Origin of the sequence: endosymbiont of Ridgeia piscesae (genome assembly GCF_001443665.1) — a bacterium.
In the GTDB taxonomy this organism is placed as follows: domain Bacteria; phylum Pseudomonadota; class Gammaproteobacteria; order Chromatiales; family Chromatiaceae; genus Endoriftia; species Endoriftia persephonae.
Window position 1 is genome coordinate 111,119 of record NZ_KQ557116.1, and the last position, 16,541, is coordinate 127,659.

At 54.6% G+C, this 16,541-nt stretch carries 13 protein-coding genes and 2 pseudogenes; 5 read left to right on the forward strand and 10 right to left on the reverse strand.

Annotated features, from left to right (window positions below; genetic code table 11):
- Positions 1-46: 46 nt before the first annotated feature.
- The 7 genes from ntrC to Ga0074115_RS01735 form a co-directional block, all read right to left on the reverse strand.
- Positions 47-1,453: a nitrogen regulation protein NR(I) gene (ntrC, locus tag Ga0074115_RS01705; RefSeq protein WP_057956353.1), complete on the reverse strand. Its 1,407-nt coding sequence runs from the start codon at positions 1,451-1,453 to the stop codon at positions 47-49.
- Positions 1,446-2,525 (reverse strand): nitrogen regulation protein NR(II), encoded by a 1,080-nt coding sequence (glnL, locus tag Ga0074115_RS01710; protein WP_057956354.1) that lies wholly within the window; start codon positions 2,523-2,525, stop codon positions 1,446-1,448. Before glnL ends, ntrC begins: the two co-directional genes overlap by 8 nt.
- A gap of 223 nt (positions 2,526-2,748) precedes the next feature.
- The gene (locus Ga0074115_RS01715) at positions 2,749-3,273 is read right to left on the reverse strand and encodes a DUF4124 domain-containing protein (RefSeq protein WP_057956355.1); all 525 of its coding nucleotides are present in this window, start codon (positions 3,271-3,273) and stop codon (positions 2,749-2,751) included.
- Between the two features lie 143 nt (positions 3,274-3,416).
- On the reverse strand, positions 3,417-4,823 hold the full coding sequence (gene glnA, locus Ga0074115_RS01720) for a glutamate--ammonia ligase (protein ID WP_087959711.1): 1,407 nt from the start codon (positions 4,821-4,823) through the stop codon (positions 3,417-3,419).
- Positions 4,824-5,186: 363 nt separating this feature from the next.
- Positions 5,187-6,338: a cation diffusion facilitator family transporter gene (locus Ga0074115_RS01725; protein ID WP_006474978.1), complete on the reverse strand. Its 1,152-nt coding sequence runs from the start codon at positions 6,336-6,338 to the stop codon at positions 5,187-5,189.
- On the reverse strand, positions 6,331-6,576 hold the full coding sequence (locus Ga0074115_RS01730) for a sulfurtransferase TusA family protein (protein ID WP_087959704.1): 246 nt from the start codon (positions 6,574-6,576) through the stop codon (positions 6,331-6,333). Before Ga0074115_RS01730 ends, Ga0074115_RS01725 begins: the two co-directional genes overlap by 8 nt.
- Complete coding sequence (locus Ga0074115_RS01735) at positions 6,573-7,616, reverse strand: tRNA (5-methylaminomethyl-2-thiouridylate)-methyltransferase (RefSeq protein ID WP_057956357.1); 1,044 nt, start codon at positions 7,614-7,616, stop codon at positions 6,573-6,575. Before Ga0074115_RS01735 ends, Ga0074115_RS01730 begins: the two co-directional genes overlap by 4 nt.
- A 127-nt stretch (positions 7,617-7,743) precedes the next feature.
- Between Ga0074115_RS01735 and glyQ the strand changes: the two genes are divergently transcribed.
- Genes glyQ through Ga0074115_RS01760 form a run of 5 tightly spaced genes read left to right on the forward strand, consistent with a single transcriptional unit; the run spans position 7,744 to position 12,388 of the window.
- Positions 7,744-8,679 carry a glycine--tRNA ligase subunit alpha gene (glyQ, locus tag Ga0074115_RS01740; protein ID WP_060528148.1) on the forward strand — a complete coding sequence of 312 codons (936 nt, stop codon included), beginning with the start codon at positions 7,744-7,746 and terminating at the stop codon, positions 8,677-8,679.
- Positions 8,672-10,750, forward strand: coding sequence for a glycine--tRNA ligase subunit beta (glyS, locus tag Ga0074115_RS01745; RefSeq protein ID WP_057956359.1), 2,079 nt, complete (start codon positions 8,672-8,674; stop codon positions 10,748-10,750). Before glyQ ends, glyS begins: the two co-directional genes overlap by 8 nt.
- 13 nt (positions 10,751-10,763) lie before the next feature.
- Entirely contained in the window at positions 10,764-11,108 is a 345-nt protein-coding gene (locus Ga0074115_RS01750; protein WP_057956360.1) for a nucleoside triphosphate pyrophosphohydrolase family protein, read from the forward strand.
- On the forward strand, positions 11,105-11,644 hold the full coding sequence (gene gmhB / locus Ga0074115_RS01755) for a D-glycero-beta-D-manno-heptose 1,7-bisphosphate 7-phosphatase (protein ID WP_005958801.1): 540 nt from the start codon (positions 11,105-11,107) through the stop codon (positions 11,642-11,644). Before Ga0074115_RS01750 ends, gmhB begins: the two co-directional genes overlap by 4 nt.
- Before the next feature lie 54 nt (positions 11,645-11,698).
- Complete coding sequence (locus Ga0074115_RS01760) at positions 11,699-12,388, forward strand: lysophospholipid acyltransferase family protein (protein ID WP_232432850.1); 690 nt, start codon at positions 11,699-11,701, stop codon at positions 12,386-12,388.
- Positions 12,389-12,421: 33 nt separating this feature from the next.
- Here Ga0074115_RS01760 and gyrB read toward each other — a convergent pair whose 3' ends face one another.
- From gyrB to Ga0074115_RS17185, 3 genes and pseudogenes are all read right to left on the reverse strand, one after another.
- A complete protein-coding gene (gene gyrB / locus Ga0074115_RS01765) occupies positions 12,422-14,833 on the reverse strand; it encodes a DNA topoisomerase (ATP-hydrolyzing) subunit B (protein ID WP_057956362.1) in 2,412 nt (803 codons plus the stop codon).
- Positions 14,834-15,533: 700 nt separating this feature from the next.
- Positions 15,534-15,914, reverse strand: a pseudogene (gene tnpA, locus Ga0074115_RS16525) (IS200/IS605 family transposase); the annotation flags it as partial.
- 333 nt (positions 15,915-16,247) lie between these two features.
- Positions 16,248-16,388, reverse strand: a pseudogene (locus Ga0074115_RS17185) (transposase); the annotation flags it as partial.
- Between the last annotated feature and the right edge of the window lie 153 nt (positions 16,389-16,541).

Sequence of the window (16,541 nt, forward strand, 5' to 3'; positions counted from 1 at the left end):
CCCCCTTTATCTGTTCGGGATGACGCGCATCCACCCCGCTAATCGTTTAACTGTCTAACTCGAGACCCAGCTCTTTGATCTTGCGGGTCAAGGTATTGCGTCCCCAGCCGAGCAATTTTGCGGCGTCCTGACGACGCCCGGCGGTCTGCTCCAGGGCGCTCTCGATCATCACACGCTCAAACGCAGGAAGTGCCTCGTCAAGCAGATTTTTATCCCCCGCCTGCAGCCGCTCTCGTGCCCACTGCTGGAGCAGCTGACGCCAGTCTCCGGCAGCTGCCGAGGATCGCTCCTCCTGCAGCAACTCCGGAGGCAGATCCTCTACATGGATCTCCTTGCCGGCAGCCATTACCGTAAGCCAACGCGCAGTGTTCTCCAACTGGCGCACATTGCCAGGCCACTCTAGTTGACTGAGAAACTGCTCGGTTTCCGGCAGCAGCGTCTTAGTCTCGACTGCCAGCTCTTCCGATGCCTGCCCGAGAAAGTGGCGCATCAGCAGGGGGATGTCCTCACGACGCTCGCGCAGGGCCGGGATATGGATTCTAATCACATTGAGGCGATGAAATAAATCCTCCCGAAACTGTGCTTTTTTGACTAGCTGTTCCAGATTCTGATGGGTGGCGGCAATGATGCGCACATCCACTTTCACCGGCTCATGGCCGCCGACCCGGTAGAATTCACCATCTGCCAGCACCCGCAGCAACCGCGTCTGCAGTTCAGCCGGCATATCGCCGATCTCATCCAGGAACAGGGTACCGCCATCGGTCTGTTCAAAACGCCCCTCGCGCCGGCTCTGCGCACCGGTGAAGGCGCCACGTTCATGGCCAAACAGCTCCGACTCCATCAGATCCCGTGGGATCGCCGCCATGTTGAGGGCAATGAACGGGGCCTCGGCGCGCGGGCTGTGGCGGTGCAGGGCTCGGGCGACCAGCTCCTTGCCGGTGCCCGACTCGCCATTGATCATCACCGTGATGTTGGAACGCGCCAGCCGGCCGATGGCACGAAACACCTCTTGCATCGCCGGCGCCTCACCAATGATCTCCGGACTCGGCTCAATAACATCAACCTGGCGCTTCGTCTGACTCTGGGTCTGCCGGCAGGCGCGACGGATCTGATCCACGGCCTCATCCACATCGAAGGGCTTTGGTAGATATTCGAATGCGCCACCATGGAAGGCCGACACTGCACTCTCCAGATCAGAATGAGCGGTCATGATGATCACCGGCAACTCCGGAAAGCGTAGATTGATCCGCTCCAGCAGCTCCAGCCCATCCATACCCGGCATACGGATATCCGAGACGATCACATCCGGTTGTTGCCGCTCCAGTAAGTCGAGCACCCCATTGGCACTCTCGAAGCAGACCACCTCCATCTGCACCTTCTGCAGGGTCTTCTCCAGCACCCAGCGAATCGACCGGTCGTCATCAATGACCCAGACCCGGCAGAAATCAGCCATGTTTGCCCTCCAAAGGCAGAGAAATCGTAAACACCGTCTCACCCGGACGGCTAGTGAATTCAATCAGGCCCTTATGCTGATTGATCAGTGACTGGGCGATGGAGAGCCCGAGGCCCATACCATCGCTACTGCCTGAAACCATCGGGAAGAAGATCCGCTCCTGGATCTCCTTGGGGATGCCACCGCCGTTATCGCTGATCTCAACCTGCAGCACTAATCGGTAGTGTTTGGTGCCGATGGTAAAGTGGCGCATCACCCGGGTGCGCAGGCCTATCACACCGCTAGGCCCAGCGGCCCGCACACCGTTACGCACGATATTCAAACAGGCCTGGATCAGCTGATCGCTATCTCCCAGCAGGGAGGGAATGCTTGGATCGTAATCCTTTTTGATAGTCAGAGCGTTGCCCGTTTCCACCTGCACCAGGCTGACCACCCGTTCCAGTACCTGGTGGATATTGAGCTGCTTGCGATCCGGCAGACGGTTCGGTCCGAGCATCCGATCAACCAGGGTCTGCAAGCGGTCAGACTCGCCGATGATGATCTGGGTATACTCCTTGAGCTCGGGGTCATCCAGTTCCCGCTCCAGCAGTTGCGCTGCGCCGCGCACTCCGCCCAGGGGATTTTTTATCTCATGGGCGAGCCCCCGCACCAACGCACGCGAGGCCTGGTTGCGTGACAGCAGCTGCTCTTCACGGTTGATCTTCAATTGCCGATCAACCTGCAACAACTCGACCAGAAACTCCTTGATCTCGCCCTCCTGGCGAAGCGGGATCACGGTGCAGTCGACCGTCACCTCTTTGCCTCCGGCGAGAGGCAACGACAACTCCCGCTCGGTAAAGGGCTGACCGCTCTTCACCACTTGAGAGAGGTGTGACTCAACCAGTGCTCCAGGGCAGCGGATCAGATCTCTGACCCGCAGCCCGATCAGCTGGCGAGCACTCACCGCAAACAACATCTCCCCGGCGGGATTGATGTAGTTGAGGGTGAAATTGCGGTCAAACAGCAACACAGCTGAACGTTGATTTTCAACGATGCGTTGCTCAATGGTCTCTGTGTCTGGTGTAACTGCCATGCTAATTGCTTGCAATAATCAAACCAACCAGCAGCATAGGGCATTTTTCTGCGTGCAGTCTGCTGAACTGTCTCATCTGTCACGATTTAAGACGTTGAGTAAGGCTTTGTTTCTGAAAAAATTGGGGCTGCGACGAGTGCCCGCCTTTTCATAGGACAGGGGCTGTCCGCGTCGCAAGATAATGCGCACCAAAACAGTGCAACCAGAGGGCCCTTAGTGAACGTCAGGGTTTGATAATAGAGGCTTTTCGCAGATGGAAGCTGATCTGTTGAGCGGAGATCAAACGCTTGCCCGCGGCATCGACAACATGCGCCTCAAGAGTATGGGTGCCGCGATTCAGGCCAATCAACCTGAATTGAGTCCGATTCAGCTCATCTCCTCCTTTCTGCAATGCACCATCGATCAGGATCTCCAATCTGTGTCCCTGCTGCAGTGCTGGCGAGAGGCTCAAGCCCACATCGACCACACCCTCGTTGCTGCGAATCGTGACATCCTGCTCGGGTTCGACAATCTCAAAGCTGGTGTAGCCTTCCGCTTTCTCTTGTTTGCTCTTTGACTCCGCCGGCTTGGTCTGAACGATCGGGCTGTACTGATCTGAATGGGTGCCTTTGATGGTGACCATCTCCGCTCCCGGCGCGTCGAAGTCGGAGTAGTGGATCACTCCATCATCCGAGACCCAGCGGTAGACATCCCTGGCTGCAGCCGGCAAGGCAAGAACAATAAGAAGAATCAGGATAAGGGTACGCATATGCAAAAGAATAGACCACGACTCGTTGATAAAACAAGCAGATAGAGACTAAAAAAGCGCCCCCGAATGGAGGCGCTTTCCACAATTCTTGCACTAGGCAGGAATCGATCAGGCAAGGCTCCCTGACGGGAGCCGATACCTGGTTAGAGGCTGTAGTACATGTCGAATTCCACCGGGTGGGTGGTCATGCGCAGACGAGTCACCTCTTCCATCTTCAGCTCGATGTAGCCATCGATCAGATCATCGGTGAAGACGCCGCCAGCGGTGAGGAACTCACGATCCGCATCCAGTGCCTCTAGCGCCTGATCCAGACTGTGGCAGACGGTGGGGATATTCGCCGCCTCTTCTGCGGGCAGGTCATAGAGATCCTTGTCCATCGCGTCGCCAGGGTGGATCTTGTTCTGGATGCCGTCCAGGCCGGCCATCATCATGGCGGCGAAGGCCAGGTAGGGGTTGGCGGTCGGGTCGGGGAAACGCACCTCGACGCGACGACCCTTCGGGCTGGAAACCCACGGGATACGGATCGAAGCAGAGCGGTTGCGGGCCGAGTAGGCCAGCATTACCGGGGCTTCGAAGCCCGGCACCAGACGCTTGTAGGAGTTGGTGGAGGCATTGGTGAAGGCGTTCAGCGCACGGGCATGCTTGATGATGCCGCCGATGTAGTAGAGCGCACTCTCGGAGAGGCCGCCGTACTGGTCACCAGCGAAAATGTTCTCGCCATCTTTCGCCAGGGACTGGTGCACATGCATGCCGGAACCGTTGTCGCCAACGATCGGCTTGGGCATGAAGGTCACGGTCTTGCCGTAGGCGTGACCGACGTTCCAGGTAGCGTATTTCTGGATCTGCACCCAGTCAGCACGCTCCACCAGAGTGCTGAACTTGGTACCGATCTCACACTGACCACCAGTCGCCACCTCATGGTGATGGACCTCGACCGGCACCCCCATCTCTTCCATCGCCAGACACATGGCGCCACGCAAGTCGTGCAGGGAGTCAACCGGAGGGACCGGGAAGTAACCACCCTTCACGCCAGGACGGTGACCGATGTTGCCATCTTCATAGACGCGCTCGGAATTCCACTCCGCCTCTTCGGAGTCGATCTTGACCATGCAGCCGCTCATGTCGGCACTCCAGCGCACGTCGTCGAGGACGAAGAATTCTGGCTCGGGACCGAAGAAAGCCTGGTCGGCAATGCCGGTGGACTGCAGATAGGCTTCGGCACGCTTGGCGACGGAACGGGGATCACGCTCGTAGCCCTGCATGGTGGCAGGCTCGAGGATGTCGCAGCGTACGATCAGGGTGTTCTCGTCGGCGAAGGGGTCCATCACGGCAGTGGCGGCCTCAGGCATCAGGATCATGTCTGACTCATTGATACCCTTCCAGCCAGCGATGGAGGAGCCATCAAACATCTTGCCGTCGGTAAACATCTCCTCATCAACCTCGTGGGCAGGCAGAGTGACATGCTGTTCCTTGCCGCGGGTATCGGTGAAGCGAAGATCAACGAATTTTACTTCGTTGTCTTTCATCATTTTCATGACTTCAGAGGCCATCATTATCTCCAAATCTATTAGGTGACTATCTGCTGCTGCAAGAGCCTCTGAACGAATCTGGATGAAGCAGATTCATTCAGAGGCTCCTGTCGCCAGCAACGAAATTCCTGCGAAAGGATGCCATCGATCCCTGCCGCTCTGGGCCATTCACTAGGCAAAAACAGTGCCATCAACCTTTGATTGCTACAGCTCCTGTATGAGCCAATTCGCAAAAAACTGTTGATAAACAAGCGGAAGATGATAGAGCGATCGAACGCATAATGGTAGTGGTTGCACGCATTAGCCGCGACCAAACAGTAACTCTTCGCAAGAATACGCACAAAAACTGTGCGGATCCGCGCTTGCACGCACAAAAATCGTGCGTTAACCAAACCAGAGCCGTACCCGCCCAAACTGCTCGGCCTCTTGCAGCTGCGCCTGATAGCGCTCGGCCAACTCCTCGCTTATCGATACGCTCTTGCTGCAGTCGAGCGGAAAGAAAAGATCCACATCGATACGTCCGGAAATGTAGTGCAATACGAGCCTCATGCGCCGATCGAAACAGGGCAGATCCTGCCATAGCGCCTGCAGACGTTGCTCCGCTTCGGTGCGTAACGGTAGATGACCACAGGGAGCGGTCGATTCGTCATCCTCCGGATCGATATGCACCGTCACATCCACCAGTTCCTCCACCGACTCAAGCAGCCGCTGCATCACCACCTCACTGATCCTGTGTCCCTCAGAGACACTCAGCCAGGAGGCGACCTGCACATGCACATCAGCCGAGGCGTGACCACCCATCTTACGGGTGCGTAACATATGTACATCCTTGACCCCGGCCACTGAGGTGATTACCTGCTTGATCTCTTCTACCCGCTGCTCTTCAAGACCTGAGTCGACCAGCTCATGCACCGACTGCCAGACCAGCTGCCAGCCGATGTGCAGAATCATCAAGCCGACCAGCACCGCGGCGATGGCATCGAGATAGGGCAACCCCACCAGGGTACCGCCGATGCCGACCAGCACCACCACCGATGAGATCGAGTCGCTGCGATGGTGCCAGGCATTGGCACGCAGCAAATCGGAGCGGATCTGCTTCGCCAGATGCTGGGTATAGAAATAGAGAGCCTCGTTGGCAACGATGGAGAAGGCGGCAACCCACAGGGTGGTCATGCTGGGTACCAGCAGTGCCTCTGGCGAAAACAACCGCTCCACCGCATCCCAGATCACCCCGGCACCCACCAGGAACAGAAACAATCCCAGGGCGAGAGTTCCCGCCGTTTCGAAGCGCCCGTGGCCATAGGGGTGCTCGTCGTCTGGTGCCTCTTTGGCATGGTAGGCAGCAAACAGCACCAGCCCATCCGAAAGTAGATCGGAGAGTGAATGCAGACCATCAGCCAACAGCGACTGGGAGTGTCCGATCACGCCAAACAGAATCTTCACTACCGCCAACAGCAGGTTCACCCCGGCGCCGACAAGGGTGGCCCGCTGGGTCACCCGATAGCGCTGTTGTTGCTGCCGTTCCCGACTATCCACCTGGCTGCTCCGCACCACCCACCCGGATCCGCACGATATAGTCATCGCCCTGCTGGCGGGTCTCCACCACCTCGTGGCCGTTTATCCGGCACCAGGCGGGGATGTCGTTCAACACTCCGGGGTCGGTACAGACCACCTCCAGCACGGTTCCCGGCTGCAGGGTTTCGACCCGATCCTGCACCCGGATCACCGGCATTGGACAGAGCAGACGCCGGGCGTCCAGGGTTACCAGCTTCAAATGAACCACTCCTGCGGGATCTCGTGGGGCTGGATCGGCGTGACACTGAGCTGGCGGGTCTCGCCCTGGAGGTCGGTCAGCTCAAGATCGACCAGCTCCGCATCCCGCCCCTGGCTGTAACGCGCCACTAATCGTGCCGCCAGCTCGATCTCGTCCGCGTTGGGCTCTCCGTCGATCAGCGCCAGCGGCCCACCGTGACTGGTGGTCTTGAGGCTGATGAACTGTTTTCGATAGCCCTGCAGAAACTTCGCCTCGCCCTCTTCGCGAGCGATGATCAGCTTGAAGTGCGGCGCCGGGCGCAGATGCCGACCGACCTTGAGCAGCATGATGTCATCCATCTCATACTGCTTGCTGCCTCGCGCCTGCCAGAGATCGGCCAACTTCTTCGAGTACTGCTGATCGGTAAGAAAGCAGCAGCCGCCAGCCGGTTGCGCATAATCTGTCAGGCCAAACGACTCGGCCAGGGCCATCTGCGGCTTGCGGTTGCGGCCGCTGAAGCCATACAGCTTGTCGCGATCGACCCAGCCCTCGCGCTCCGGCAGGGTCTCGGGCAGATTCTTGGCACAGAGCGGGCGCAACAACAGATCCTCGGCACCCGACTCACCCGCTACCACCGGCATGGTGTCCTTACGCTGCGACATCGGCCGTTGGCCGATCACCTCGCCGGTGATGATGAAATCAAAACCACGTGCGCGGATCCACTCAAACGCCTTCCTAACCATGAAGATCTTGCAGTCGAGACAGGGATTGAGATTGGCGCCATAACCGTGCTTCGGGTTGAACAACACCTCTTTATACTCATCCACGATGTCGACGATATGCAGCTTGATCCCCAACTGCTCCGCCACCCAGAGGGCGTTGTTGCGCTTCGGTTTGCGTTGGTCGCGCTTGCGGATCGCATGGGTGTGGCCCTCGACACAGAAGCCGGTGAAGAAGTTGATCCCCTCCACATGGACCCCCTGGGACTGGATCACCTTAGCGGCGAGCAGCGAGTCGAGCCCACCGGAGATCAGGGCGACAGCTTTGCGTGGCTCGGTCATGGTGCTCCTGGCGTTATCAGAAAACGCGCATTATAGGAGATCCAGGCGCTCGGGGCATCCGGTTAGCCAAGCCTCGGGGCGGCCGCTATAATCGGGCGGTTTATTCCGATCAAACAGGACCTTGGACGTGAACCAGGCAGACGACCTCAAACCCGATCTTTCGACCTTTCAGGGGTTGATCTTCGCCCTGCAGGCCTACTGGGCCAAACAGGGCTGCGTGATCCTGCAGCCCTACGACATGGAGATGGGCGCCGGCACCTTCCACACCGCCACCTTCCTCCGCTCGATCGGGCCCGAACCCTGGAATGCCGCCTATGTGCAGCCTTCGCGCCGCCCCACCGACGGGCGCTACGGCGAGAACCCCAACCGGCTGCAACACTACTATCAATATCAGGTGGCGATGAAACCCTCGCCAATGAACATCCAGGAGCTCTATCTGGGTTCTCTCGAGATGCTCGGCATCGACCCCAAGGTGCATGATATCCGCTTCGTTGAAGACAACTGGGAGTCCCCTACCCTAGGTGCCTGGGGTCTCGGCTGGGAGGTCTGGCTGAATGGCATGGAGGTGACCCAGTTCACCTATTTTCAGCAGGTTGGCGGGCTCGATTGCCACCCGGTCACCGGTGAGATCACCTATGGCCTGGAGCGCATTGCAATGTATATCCAGGGAGTGGAGAGCGTCTTCGATCTGGTCTGGACCCATGGTCCGCATGGCCCGGTCACCTATGGTGATGTGTTTCACCAGAATGAGGTCGAACAGTCTGCCTACAACTTCGAACATGCAGATGTCGATTTTCTCTTCGGCTATTTCGATCAGTGTGAGAAGGCGTCCAATAAACTGATCGAGCTCGGCCTGCCACTACCTGCCTACGAACAGGTACTGAAGGCCTCCCATGCCTTCAACCTGCTCGACGCGCGCCACGCCATCTCGGTCACTGAGCGCCAGAGCTACATCCTCAAGGTCCGTGCGTTGTCGCGAGTGGTTGCCAAAGCCTACTACGATGCCCGCGAGAAGCTGGGCTTTCCCATGCTCAACACCGATGCGGAGGTGGCCAATGGCTGAACGAGTCGATCTGCTATTTGAACTCGGCACCGAGGAGCTACCACCGCTGGCACTTAAGCGCCTCTCTGATGCCCTGACCCAGGAGTTTGTTGCAGGACTGAAACGTGCCGGGCTCGCCCATGGCGAGGTGGAGAGCTTCGCTGCACCACGTCGTCTGGCTGCCAGAATCAGCGACTGCGCCAGTCGCCAGGCAGATCGAACCATCGAGCGACGCGGTCCGGCCGTTAAGGCCGCCTTCGATGCGGATGGCAACCCCACCAAGGCTGCTGAGGGCTTTGCCCGTTCGGTCGGTACCACAGTCGATCAGCTGCAACGTCAGAAAAGCGACAAGGGTGAATGGCTCTGCTACCAGCTAAAAGAGACGGGTAAGTCAACCCAGAACCTGCTGCCGGAGATCGCCGAAACTGCCCTCGCCCGCCTGCCGATCCCAAAGCGCATGCGCTGGGGTGCCTCTGAGGCGCAGTTTGTCCGGCCTGTTCACTGGTTGCTGTTCCTGCTCGGCAATGAGGTGGTGCCCTGCACCCTCCTCGAAGCTGAGGCCGACCGGTTTACCTACGGCCACCGTTTTCACCACCCGACCGCCATCGAGATCAACTCACCGGCCGAGTACGCCGACAAGCTGGAGACCACCGGCTATGTGATTGCTGATTTCGCCCGTCGCCAGGAGCAGATTCGCTCCCATGTAGTGCAGACAGCCCAGGCCCTAGGCGGCGTCGCCGACCTGGATGAGGCGCTGCTAGATGAGGTGACGGCTCTCAATGAGTGGCCGGTGCCGATTGCCGGTAGCTTCGAGGAGCGCTTTCTGGAGGTGCCTCACGAAGCGCTGGTTCTGACTATGAAGAAGAACCAGAAGTATTTCCCGCTGTTCGATAGCGAGCAACGCCTGCTTAACCACTTCATCACCATCGCCAATATCGATAGCCCCAAGCCCGAGCTGATCAAAGAGGGCAACGAACGGGTGGTGCGCCCGCGCCTTGCCGACGCCATGTTTTTCTGGCAGCAGGATGGCAAGAGGCGGCTGGAGGATCACCGTGAATCGCTCAAGCGTGTGGTGTTCCAACGAAAGCTCGGCAGCATGGCCGACAAATCGGAACGAGTCGCCGACTTGGCCATCTATATCGCCGAACAGATTGGCGCTGATCAGGAGCTGGTAAAACGCGCCGGACTGTTGAGTCGCTGCGACCTGATGACCGAGATGGTCTACGAGTTCCCGGAGATGCAGGGCATCATGGGACGCTATCAGGCACAGCGAGATGGTGAAGATGCCGAGCTCGCTCAGGCGATGGATGAGTTCTACATGCCACGCTTCTCCGGCGACCAACTGCCGCAAAGCCAGACTGGCATCGCCATCGCACTGGCTGAGCGCATTGACACCCTAGTCGGTATCTTTGGTATTGGCATGAAACCCACCGGAGACAAGGATCCGTTTGCTCTGCGACGTGCCGCGCTCGGTGCGATTCGCATCATGAGTGAACACTCACTTAGCGTAAACCTCCCTGATCTCATCGCTAACTCTGCGGAGTTGCTAGCTGACAAGATCGAGCAAACAGACACCATTGAGCTGGTCTACGACTTCATCATCGAGCGTCTCAAAGGTGTCTGTTTGGAACAGGGCATCAGCAGCGATCAGTTCCAGGCCGTTGCCTCGATCCGGCCAAAAAGTATTGCCGATTTCTATCGTCGACTTGAGGCTGTAAAGGCGTTTCGGGATCTGGACGAATCCGAAGCACTTGCTGCGGCCAACAAGCGCATCCAGAATCTGTTGAAGAAGGTCGATGGCGAGGTTCAAGAACATGTCAACACGCAGCTCCTGGAACAACCTGAGGAGCGAGAATTGAATGACCAGCTCCAGGCGATGAAGCTACGTGTCTCGCCGATGATCGAATCTGCTGATTATCAGGGCACTTTGATGGGGCTGGCTGAGCTGCGCAAACCGGTCGATCGGTTTTTTGATCAGGTGCTGGTAATGGCCGATCAGGCAGATATCCGAAACAATCGGCTGGCACTACTGAAGGGGTTGAGCAATCTGTTTCTCAAGGTCGCCGATGTCTCCATGCTGAGACATAGCTGAGGGTCTAAATCATATGTCTTCACAACCTGACTCCTGGCAGGAGATGATGGCCGCTGTTCAGGCGTTTCATGACAAACATGACTTCAAGAACACCGGTGGCGAAGAGCTTAAATACAGGGTCGCCCTGATGGCGGAGGAGCTGGGTGAGATCTCCTCCTGTGTCACCAAAGGCAAACGAGTTGAGCTGCTGGCTGAAGAGGTGGCTGATCTGCTGATCCTTATAATGGGCACCGGCATCGCCGCCGATTTCGATCTGAATGCCGCCTTCTGGAACAAGATGGAGAAGCTGATGAAGCGGGAGTCGCGAATGGTCAACGGCCATATCCGGGTCTCAGAATTTCGGGATATGGATGGATGAAGTTTGTCATCCTCGACCGTGACGGGGTCATCAACCAGGATTCCGCTGAGTTTGTTAAGGGGCCAGAGGAGTGGATTCCGATTCCTGGTAGCCTGGAGGCGATTGCGCGTTTGAACCATGCGGGCTTCCGGATCTTCATTGCAACCAACCAATCCGGCCTCGCCCGCGGCATGTTTGACATCAACGCCCTCAACTCGATGCATCACAAGTTGCATCAGGAGTTGGAAAAGCACGGCGGCCAGATCGAGGGGATATTTTTCTGTCCCCATGGGCCAGATGACGACTGTGATTGCAGAAAGCCGAAATCGGGTCTCTATCAGCAGATCGCCGATCGCACTCAGCAATCACTGGAAGGCGTTCCGGTGATCGGTGACTCTTTCCGGGATCTGGAGGCGGCATTGGATGTTGCCGCACGCCCTATTCTGGTGCTCACCGGCAAGGGCAAGCGCACTCTGGATGCCCATGCTTCACGCCTCACTGATATCGAGATCTATTCCAATCTTTTTGAAGCCGCAAAGGCGATTATCAACGGTTAATAATCTCCCAATCCTATGACTTTCCTACGTTCCTCCCTCTTTTTCTTGGCATTTGTGCTCAACACGATATTTTTTGCGCTCATTGCAAGCACCTTCATCTGGCTAATTCCCGAGAAAAGTCGCTTCCACATTGATGGGGCTTGGAGCCGCACAAATCTCTTCGCTCTCAAGGTGATTTGCGGTCTCAACTACCGCGTTGAAGGGCTTGAAAATCTGCCGAAGGGCAGCTTCATCGCCTTGGCAAAACATCAATCCACTTGGGAGACCATTGCACTGATACATATTCTTAACCGCCCAGTGGCATGGGTGGTCAAGAAAGAGCTGCTTTCAGTTCCATTTTTTGGGTGGGCTCTACGTGCCTTCAGGGCAATCGCTATCGATCGTAAGTCAGGCCGCAAAGCGGTCGTGCAGATCGTCAAAGAGGGGATAAATCGCCTTGATGCGGGGCTTAGCATCATCATCTTCCCTGAGGGGACACGCGTCGCACCCGGTGAAAAAAAGCGATACGGCATCGGCGGTTCCATCCTTGCCGAGAAGAGCGGCTATCCGGTGGTCCCTATTGCACACAATGCGGGCCAGTTCTGGGCCCGTAGAGGAATTAATAAATATCCAGGTGTCATCGATGTCAGAATTGGTTCTGCCATCAAAACACAGGGCAAAAGCGCCACGGAGATCAATTCCGAAGTCGAAGAGTGGATTGAATCTACTATAGATCGACTTCCCCAGTGTACTCCCAGTCAGTAGATACTCGCTTTTTAGTCACTACTCCGCCTGCATTCAGACATCAAGATTTTCAACCGAGAGTGCATGCGCCTCAATAAACTCTCTTCTAGGTTCAACCTGATCGCCCATCAGGGTAGTAAATACCTCATCTGAAGCAACAACATCTTCAATATTAACCAGCAGAAGACGTCTTGATTCTCGATTCATTGTCGTCTCCCACAACTGTTCGGGATTCATCTCGCCAAGGCCTTTGTAGCGCTGGACATGCTGGCCACGCTTTGCCTCCTCCATCAACCATTCAAGTGCCTGCCGAAAACTACTGATCGGACGTTTTTTCTCGCCCCTTTGAACAAACGCATCGTCATCAAGCAATCCTGATAGTTTTTCACCCAATTCAATAATATTCCTGTATTCAACCGTGGCAAAAAAATCGGCTGGAATAAACTTATCCGTTGATATGCCATGAACTTTTCGTTCAACCAGCAGCCCAGCTTCTCCAGTCCCTGTCTCCGATTCGTTTAACCACTTCAGCTCGCAGGATTCAGAGATACCGAGATCACTGTTAAGCATAGGCAATAGATCGGCCAACCAGCCATCCATTGCCTCTTGGTTTTCAACTAACGATGCATCAAGTCTTCGAACGTAGATGAGCTTTTCCAACAATTCTTCGTCATAGCGTCGAGACAATCGATCTATAGTCGACTTAACAACCAGATAGGACTGACACAACTCTTCCAATGCACTTCCACTTAGTGGAGGTGCATCAGCTGTGACATAGATCGCCGAATTCTCAAGCGCGGTTTGCAAAAAATAGCTATTGAGGTCAGATTCATCTTTCAGATATTGCTCTTGTTTTCCTTTTTTTATCTTGAATAGCGGAGGCTGAGCGATATAAATATGGCCACGTTCGATTAATTCAGGCATTTGCCTGTAAAAGAAGGTCAATAACAGTGTGCGGATATGAGCGCCATCAACATCAGCATCGGTCATAATGATCACACGGTGGTAACGTAATTTATCTGGATTAAACTCTTCTCTCCCAATTCCACACCCAAGCGCGGTGATCAAGGTACCCACTTCTGCTGAGGACAGCATTTTGTCGAAACGGGCCTTCTCGACATTCAATATCTTACCTTTAAGTGGAAGTATTGCCTGATATCTGCGATCCCTACCCTGTTTGGCCGATCCTCCTGCAGAATCACCCTCAACCAAATATAGTTCTGACTGAGCTGGATCTTTTTCCTGACAATCAGCAAGCTTTCCAGGAAGTCCTGCAATATCTAAGACACCCTTGCGGCGTGTCATCTCCCGCGCCTTCCGCGCTGCCTCTCTAGCCCTGGCAGCTTCCACCATCTTCCCAACAATTACCTTTGCATCAGATGGATTTTCAAGCAGAAATTCATTCAAATATTCAGTCACCACCCCTTCTACAATCGCTTTAACCTCAGATGAAACTAATTTATCTTTCGTCTGAGATGAAAACTTTGGATCAGGCACTTTAACTGATAGAACTGCTGTCAAGCCTTCCCTTGCGTCATCTCCAGATGTATTTACTTTATGTTTTTTCAGGACGCCTTCTTTCTCAATGTATTGATTAAGCGTTCTTGTCAGCGCTGCTCTAAATCCCGCAAGGTGACTACCACCATCTCGTTGAGGAATATTATTCGTGTAGCAAAAAATATTTTCCTGATAAGACTCATTCCACTGCAGCGCCACTTCAACACCAACATCATTCTTATCAGTTGAAAAGTGGAATACTTTCTTATGAATCGGTGTTTTATTTCTATTGAGGTGTTCAACAAAAGCTAGAATGCCGCCCTTGTACTCAAAAACATCCTCTTTTCCAGACGATTCCTCACGTAGAATGATGCGCGCTCCTGAATTCAGGAATGACAATTCTCGCAACCGCTTTGCAAGGATATCGTAATGAAATTCAATATTTGAGAACGTTTCTTTTGCTGGCTTAAAGCAAACCGTAGTTCCTGTTTTTTCTGTATCCCCAATTGACTTAAGTGGGAACACAGGTTCACCACGAGAATATTCTTGTTGCCAGACTTTTCCTTGGCGTTTAATTGTAAGTACTAACGAATCTGAAAGGGCATTAACCACTGATATCCCAACGCCATGCAGCCCGCCAGAAACCTTATAAGAATTATCATCGAATTTTCCACCAGCATGCAGAACCGTCATTATCACTTCTGCTGCCGAGCGATTTTCCTCTAGGTGAATATCTACAGGAATTCCTCTCCCATTATCTGAGACACTCACAGACTGATCAGAGTGGATTACTACTTTGATCTCATCACAATAACCAGCAAGTACCTCATCAATTGAGTTATCCACAACCTCGAACACCATATGATGAAGCCCTGTCCCGTCGTCAGTATCTCCAATATACATTCCCGGACGCTTGCGAACGGCATCCAAGCCTTTAAGAACTTTAATATTTGACGAACCGTAGGACATTAGAAAATAACCCCATTCAATTAATTGAAAAACCGAATAAAAGCACTCGAGTTATGATGGGCATTTAGACCTTTTTTACCAATACAAACTACTACTTCGTTCCAAACACATCTTACATTTCAGCGCGCTTAGACACGCCTAGCGAGCCCCGCCCATGAGCAAGGCGGCGTTGCGGCCTCTTGGAGAGGGCACAGCATTTATTACCGACCGCGCCTGCACCCCAAGGGGACTTCTTCGGGACGCCTTGGCTTATGGGTGGGACGCTAAAACGTAAGATATGTCTGGGACGGAGCGCCAGTACTTAAGTTTAGACATTTTACGACAAAACACATTAGTAATCCCCCATTTATTGCGCAGATCAGAAATGGAGCCTAACCGTGAGGGCTAACTTCTAGCTCAATACGCTCTCTGCTAGGCGGCCCGCACACCGCTGGTGGTGCTGCGCTGTCGCGTAGCATCTACACAAATTGGCTAACATCAAGACAGGTTAAAAAACGGTCATTTTATTTCAAAACAACAGATTATGGGGAATTCGATAAGAGTATGCTTTATCGCTCATGGTTATTAGTCGACGGTTGATTCGCCGCAAATACCCAATCTTCAGCACTAAACAGCCACCGGTCAAGGCCGGAGGATTTGGATTATGGACTAAAAGTACGGATTCGCGTCGACTGAACGATGTGTCTAGTCGGGCCCGGCCCATCCGGAAATTATCGTTAGAATTCGGCTCAAAATGATGCTCCAAATACTCCTGGATCAATTCTTCGATCATATGCCTGGCCGTAGCACAGAAGTATTCCCTCGCCCAAAATACCTTCCCCAGCATCGTTTCTTTAAATAGGAAAACTCTTCAGACGTTCGTTCCTTGATGCGCCTTATAATTTCGCCCGCGCAAGATTCGGCAGTACGCTCGCCAATATATGGGCATGGCCTTTACTCACCACCCCACGCACGATGCAAATCGCAAAAGTCTCGCAAGTCTAACGCACCAACCCCCGCACCCATTCCGCTACTCCCCATGCAGTGTCTTGTAACAATACTTTAGGCTCTTTCTTGGATTGTATGGGTACCTGTTCAGCATAAGCTTGGCCTCGTAAAGGGGGACGCAAGTAGATGGCCGAGCTTTCCGGCAATCAGGTAAGCTATCGTGATCAGGCTCCGGGAGGTCCCGTAACCTCTGGCTCTCGCCTTGGCGGCCTAAATCAGCGAGTTGATTTCTTCCACACATCCATTGCTCAGGTGCGATGTAGCCCCATTGAGGATGCCGGAGAGGTGCACCTTGATAGTGGTCGCCAGGTTTCATCATCTGGGGAACCCGGCACCGACGTGCCCAGCTGTACCAATTCATGAGCATTCTATTGGCATCGTCGAGCGTCAGCAGGGTAGAGAGGATTTCACGCAACGCCTCTTTGACCTCTTCCCACCTGACTTCAATGACAGCCTTGTTGGCTAGCCGAACAATGTGAAAGCGATCAATGGTCAGTTCAGCGTTGGGCAGATAGGTGCCGGTACCCTTGATAAAGGCTTTTGGTATATCGGAGCAGGCGGCAATGATCGTGTCGGATCACCTTTATGGGTCTTCAGTGAAACACTCGACGCTTTTGTGGTCGCACTCCCTCACAGGCATGCAGCAGGCGTCCAGCCCTCAAGTCGTGAAACTGGGTAATATAGTTGTGCCCACATCTGGAGACGGTCTCATCGACATCAA

Excerpts from the sequence above, each read along its gene's own strand:
- ntrC (WP_057956353.1), bottom strand. The coding sequence starts at position 1,453 with ATGGCTGATTTCTGCCGGGTCTGGGTCATTGATGACGACCGGTCGATT.
- glnL (WP_057956354.1), bottom strand. The coding sequence starts at position 2,525 with ATGGCAGTTACACCAGACACAGAGACCATTGAGCAACGCATCGTTGAA.
- Ga0074115_RS01715 (WP_057956355.1), bottom strand. The coding sequence starts at position 3,273 with ATGCGTACCCTTATCCTGATTCTTCTTATTGTTCTTGCCTTGCCGGCT.
- glnA (WP_087959711.1), bottom strand. The coding sequence starts at position 4,823 with ATGGCCTCTGAAGTCATGAAAATGATGAAAGACAACGAAGTAAAATTC.
- Ga0074115_RS01735 (WP_057956357.1), bottom strand. The coding sequence starts at position 7,616 with ATGACCGAGCCACGCAAAGCTGTCGCCCTGATCTCCGGTGGGCTCGAC.
- glyS (WP_057956359.1), top strand. The coding sequence starts at position 8,672 with ATGGCTGAACGAGTCGATCTGCTATTTGAACTCGGCACCGAGGAGCTA.
- Ga0074115_RS01750 (WP_057956360.1), top strand. The coding sequence starts at position 10,764 with ATGTCTTCACAACCTGACTCCTGGCAGGAGATGATGGCCGCTGTTCAG.
- gmhB (WP_005958801.1), top strand. The coding sequence starts at position 11,105 with ATGAAGTTTGTCATCCTCGACCGTGACGGGGTCATCAACCAGGATTCC.
- gyrB (WP_057956362.1), bottom strand. The coding sequence starts at position 14,833 with ATGTCCTACGGTTCGTCAAATATTAAAGTTCTTAAAGGCTTGGATGCC.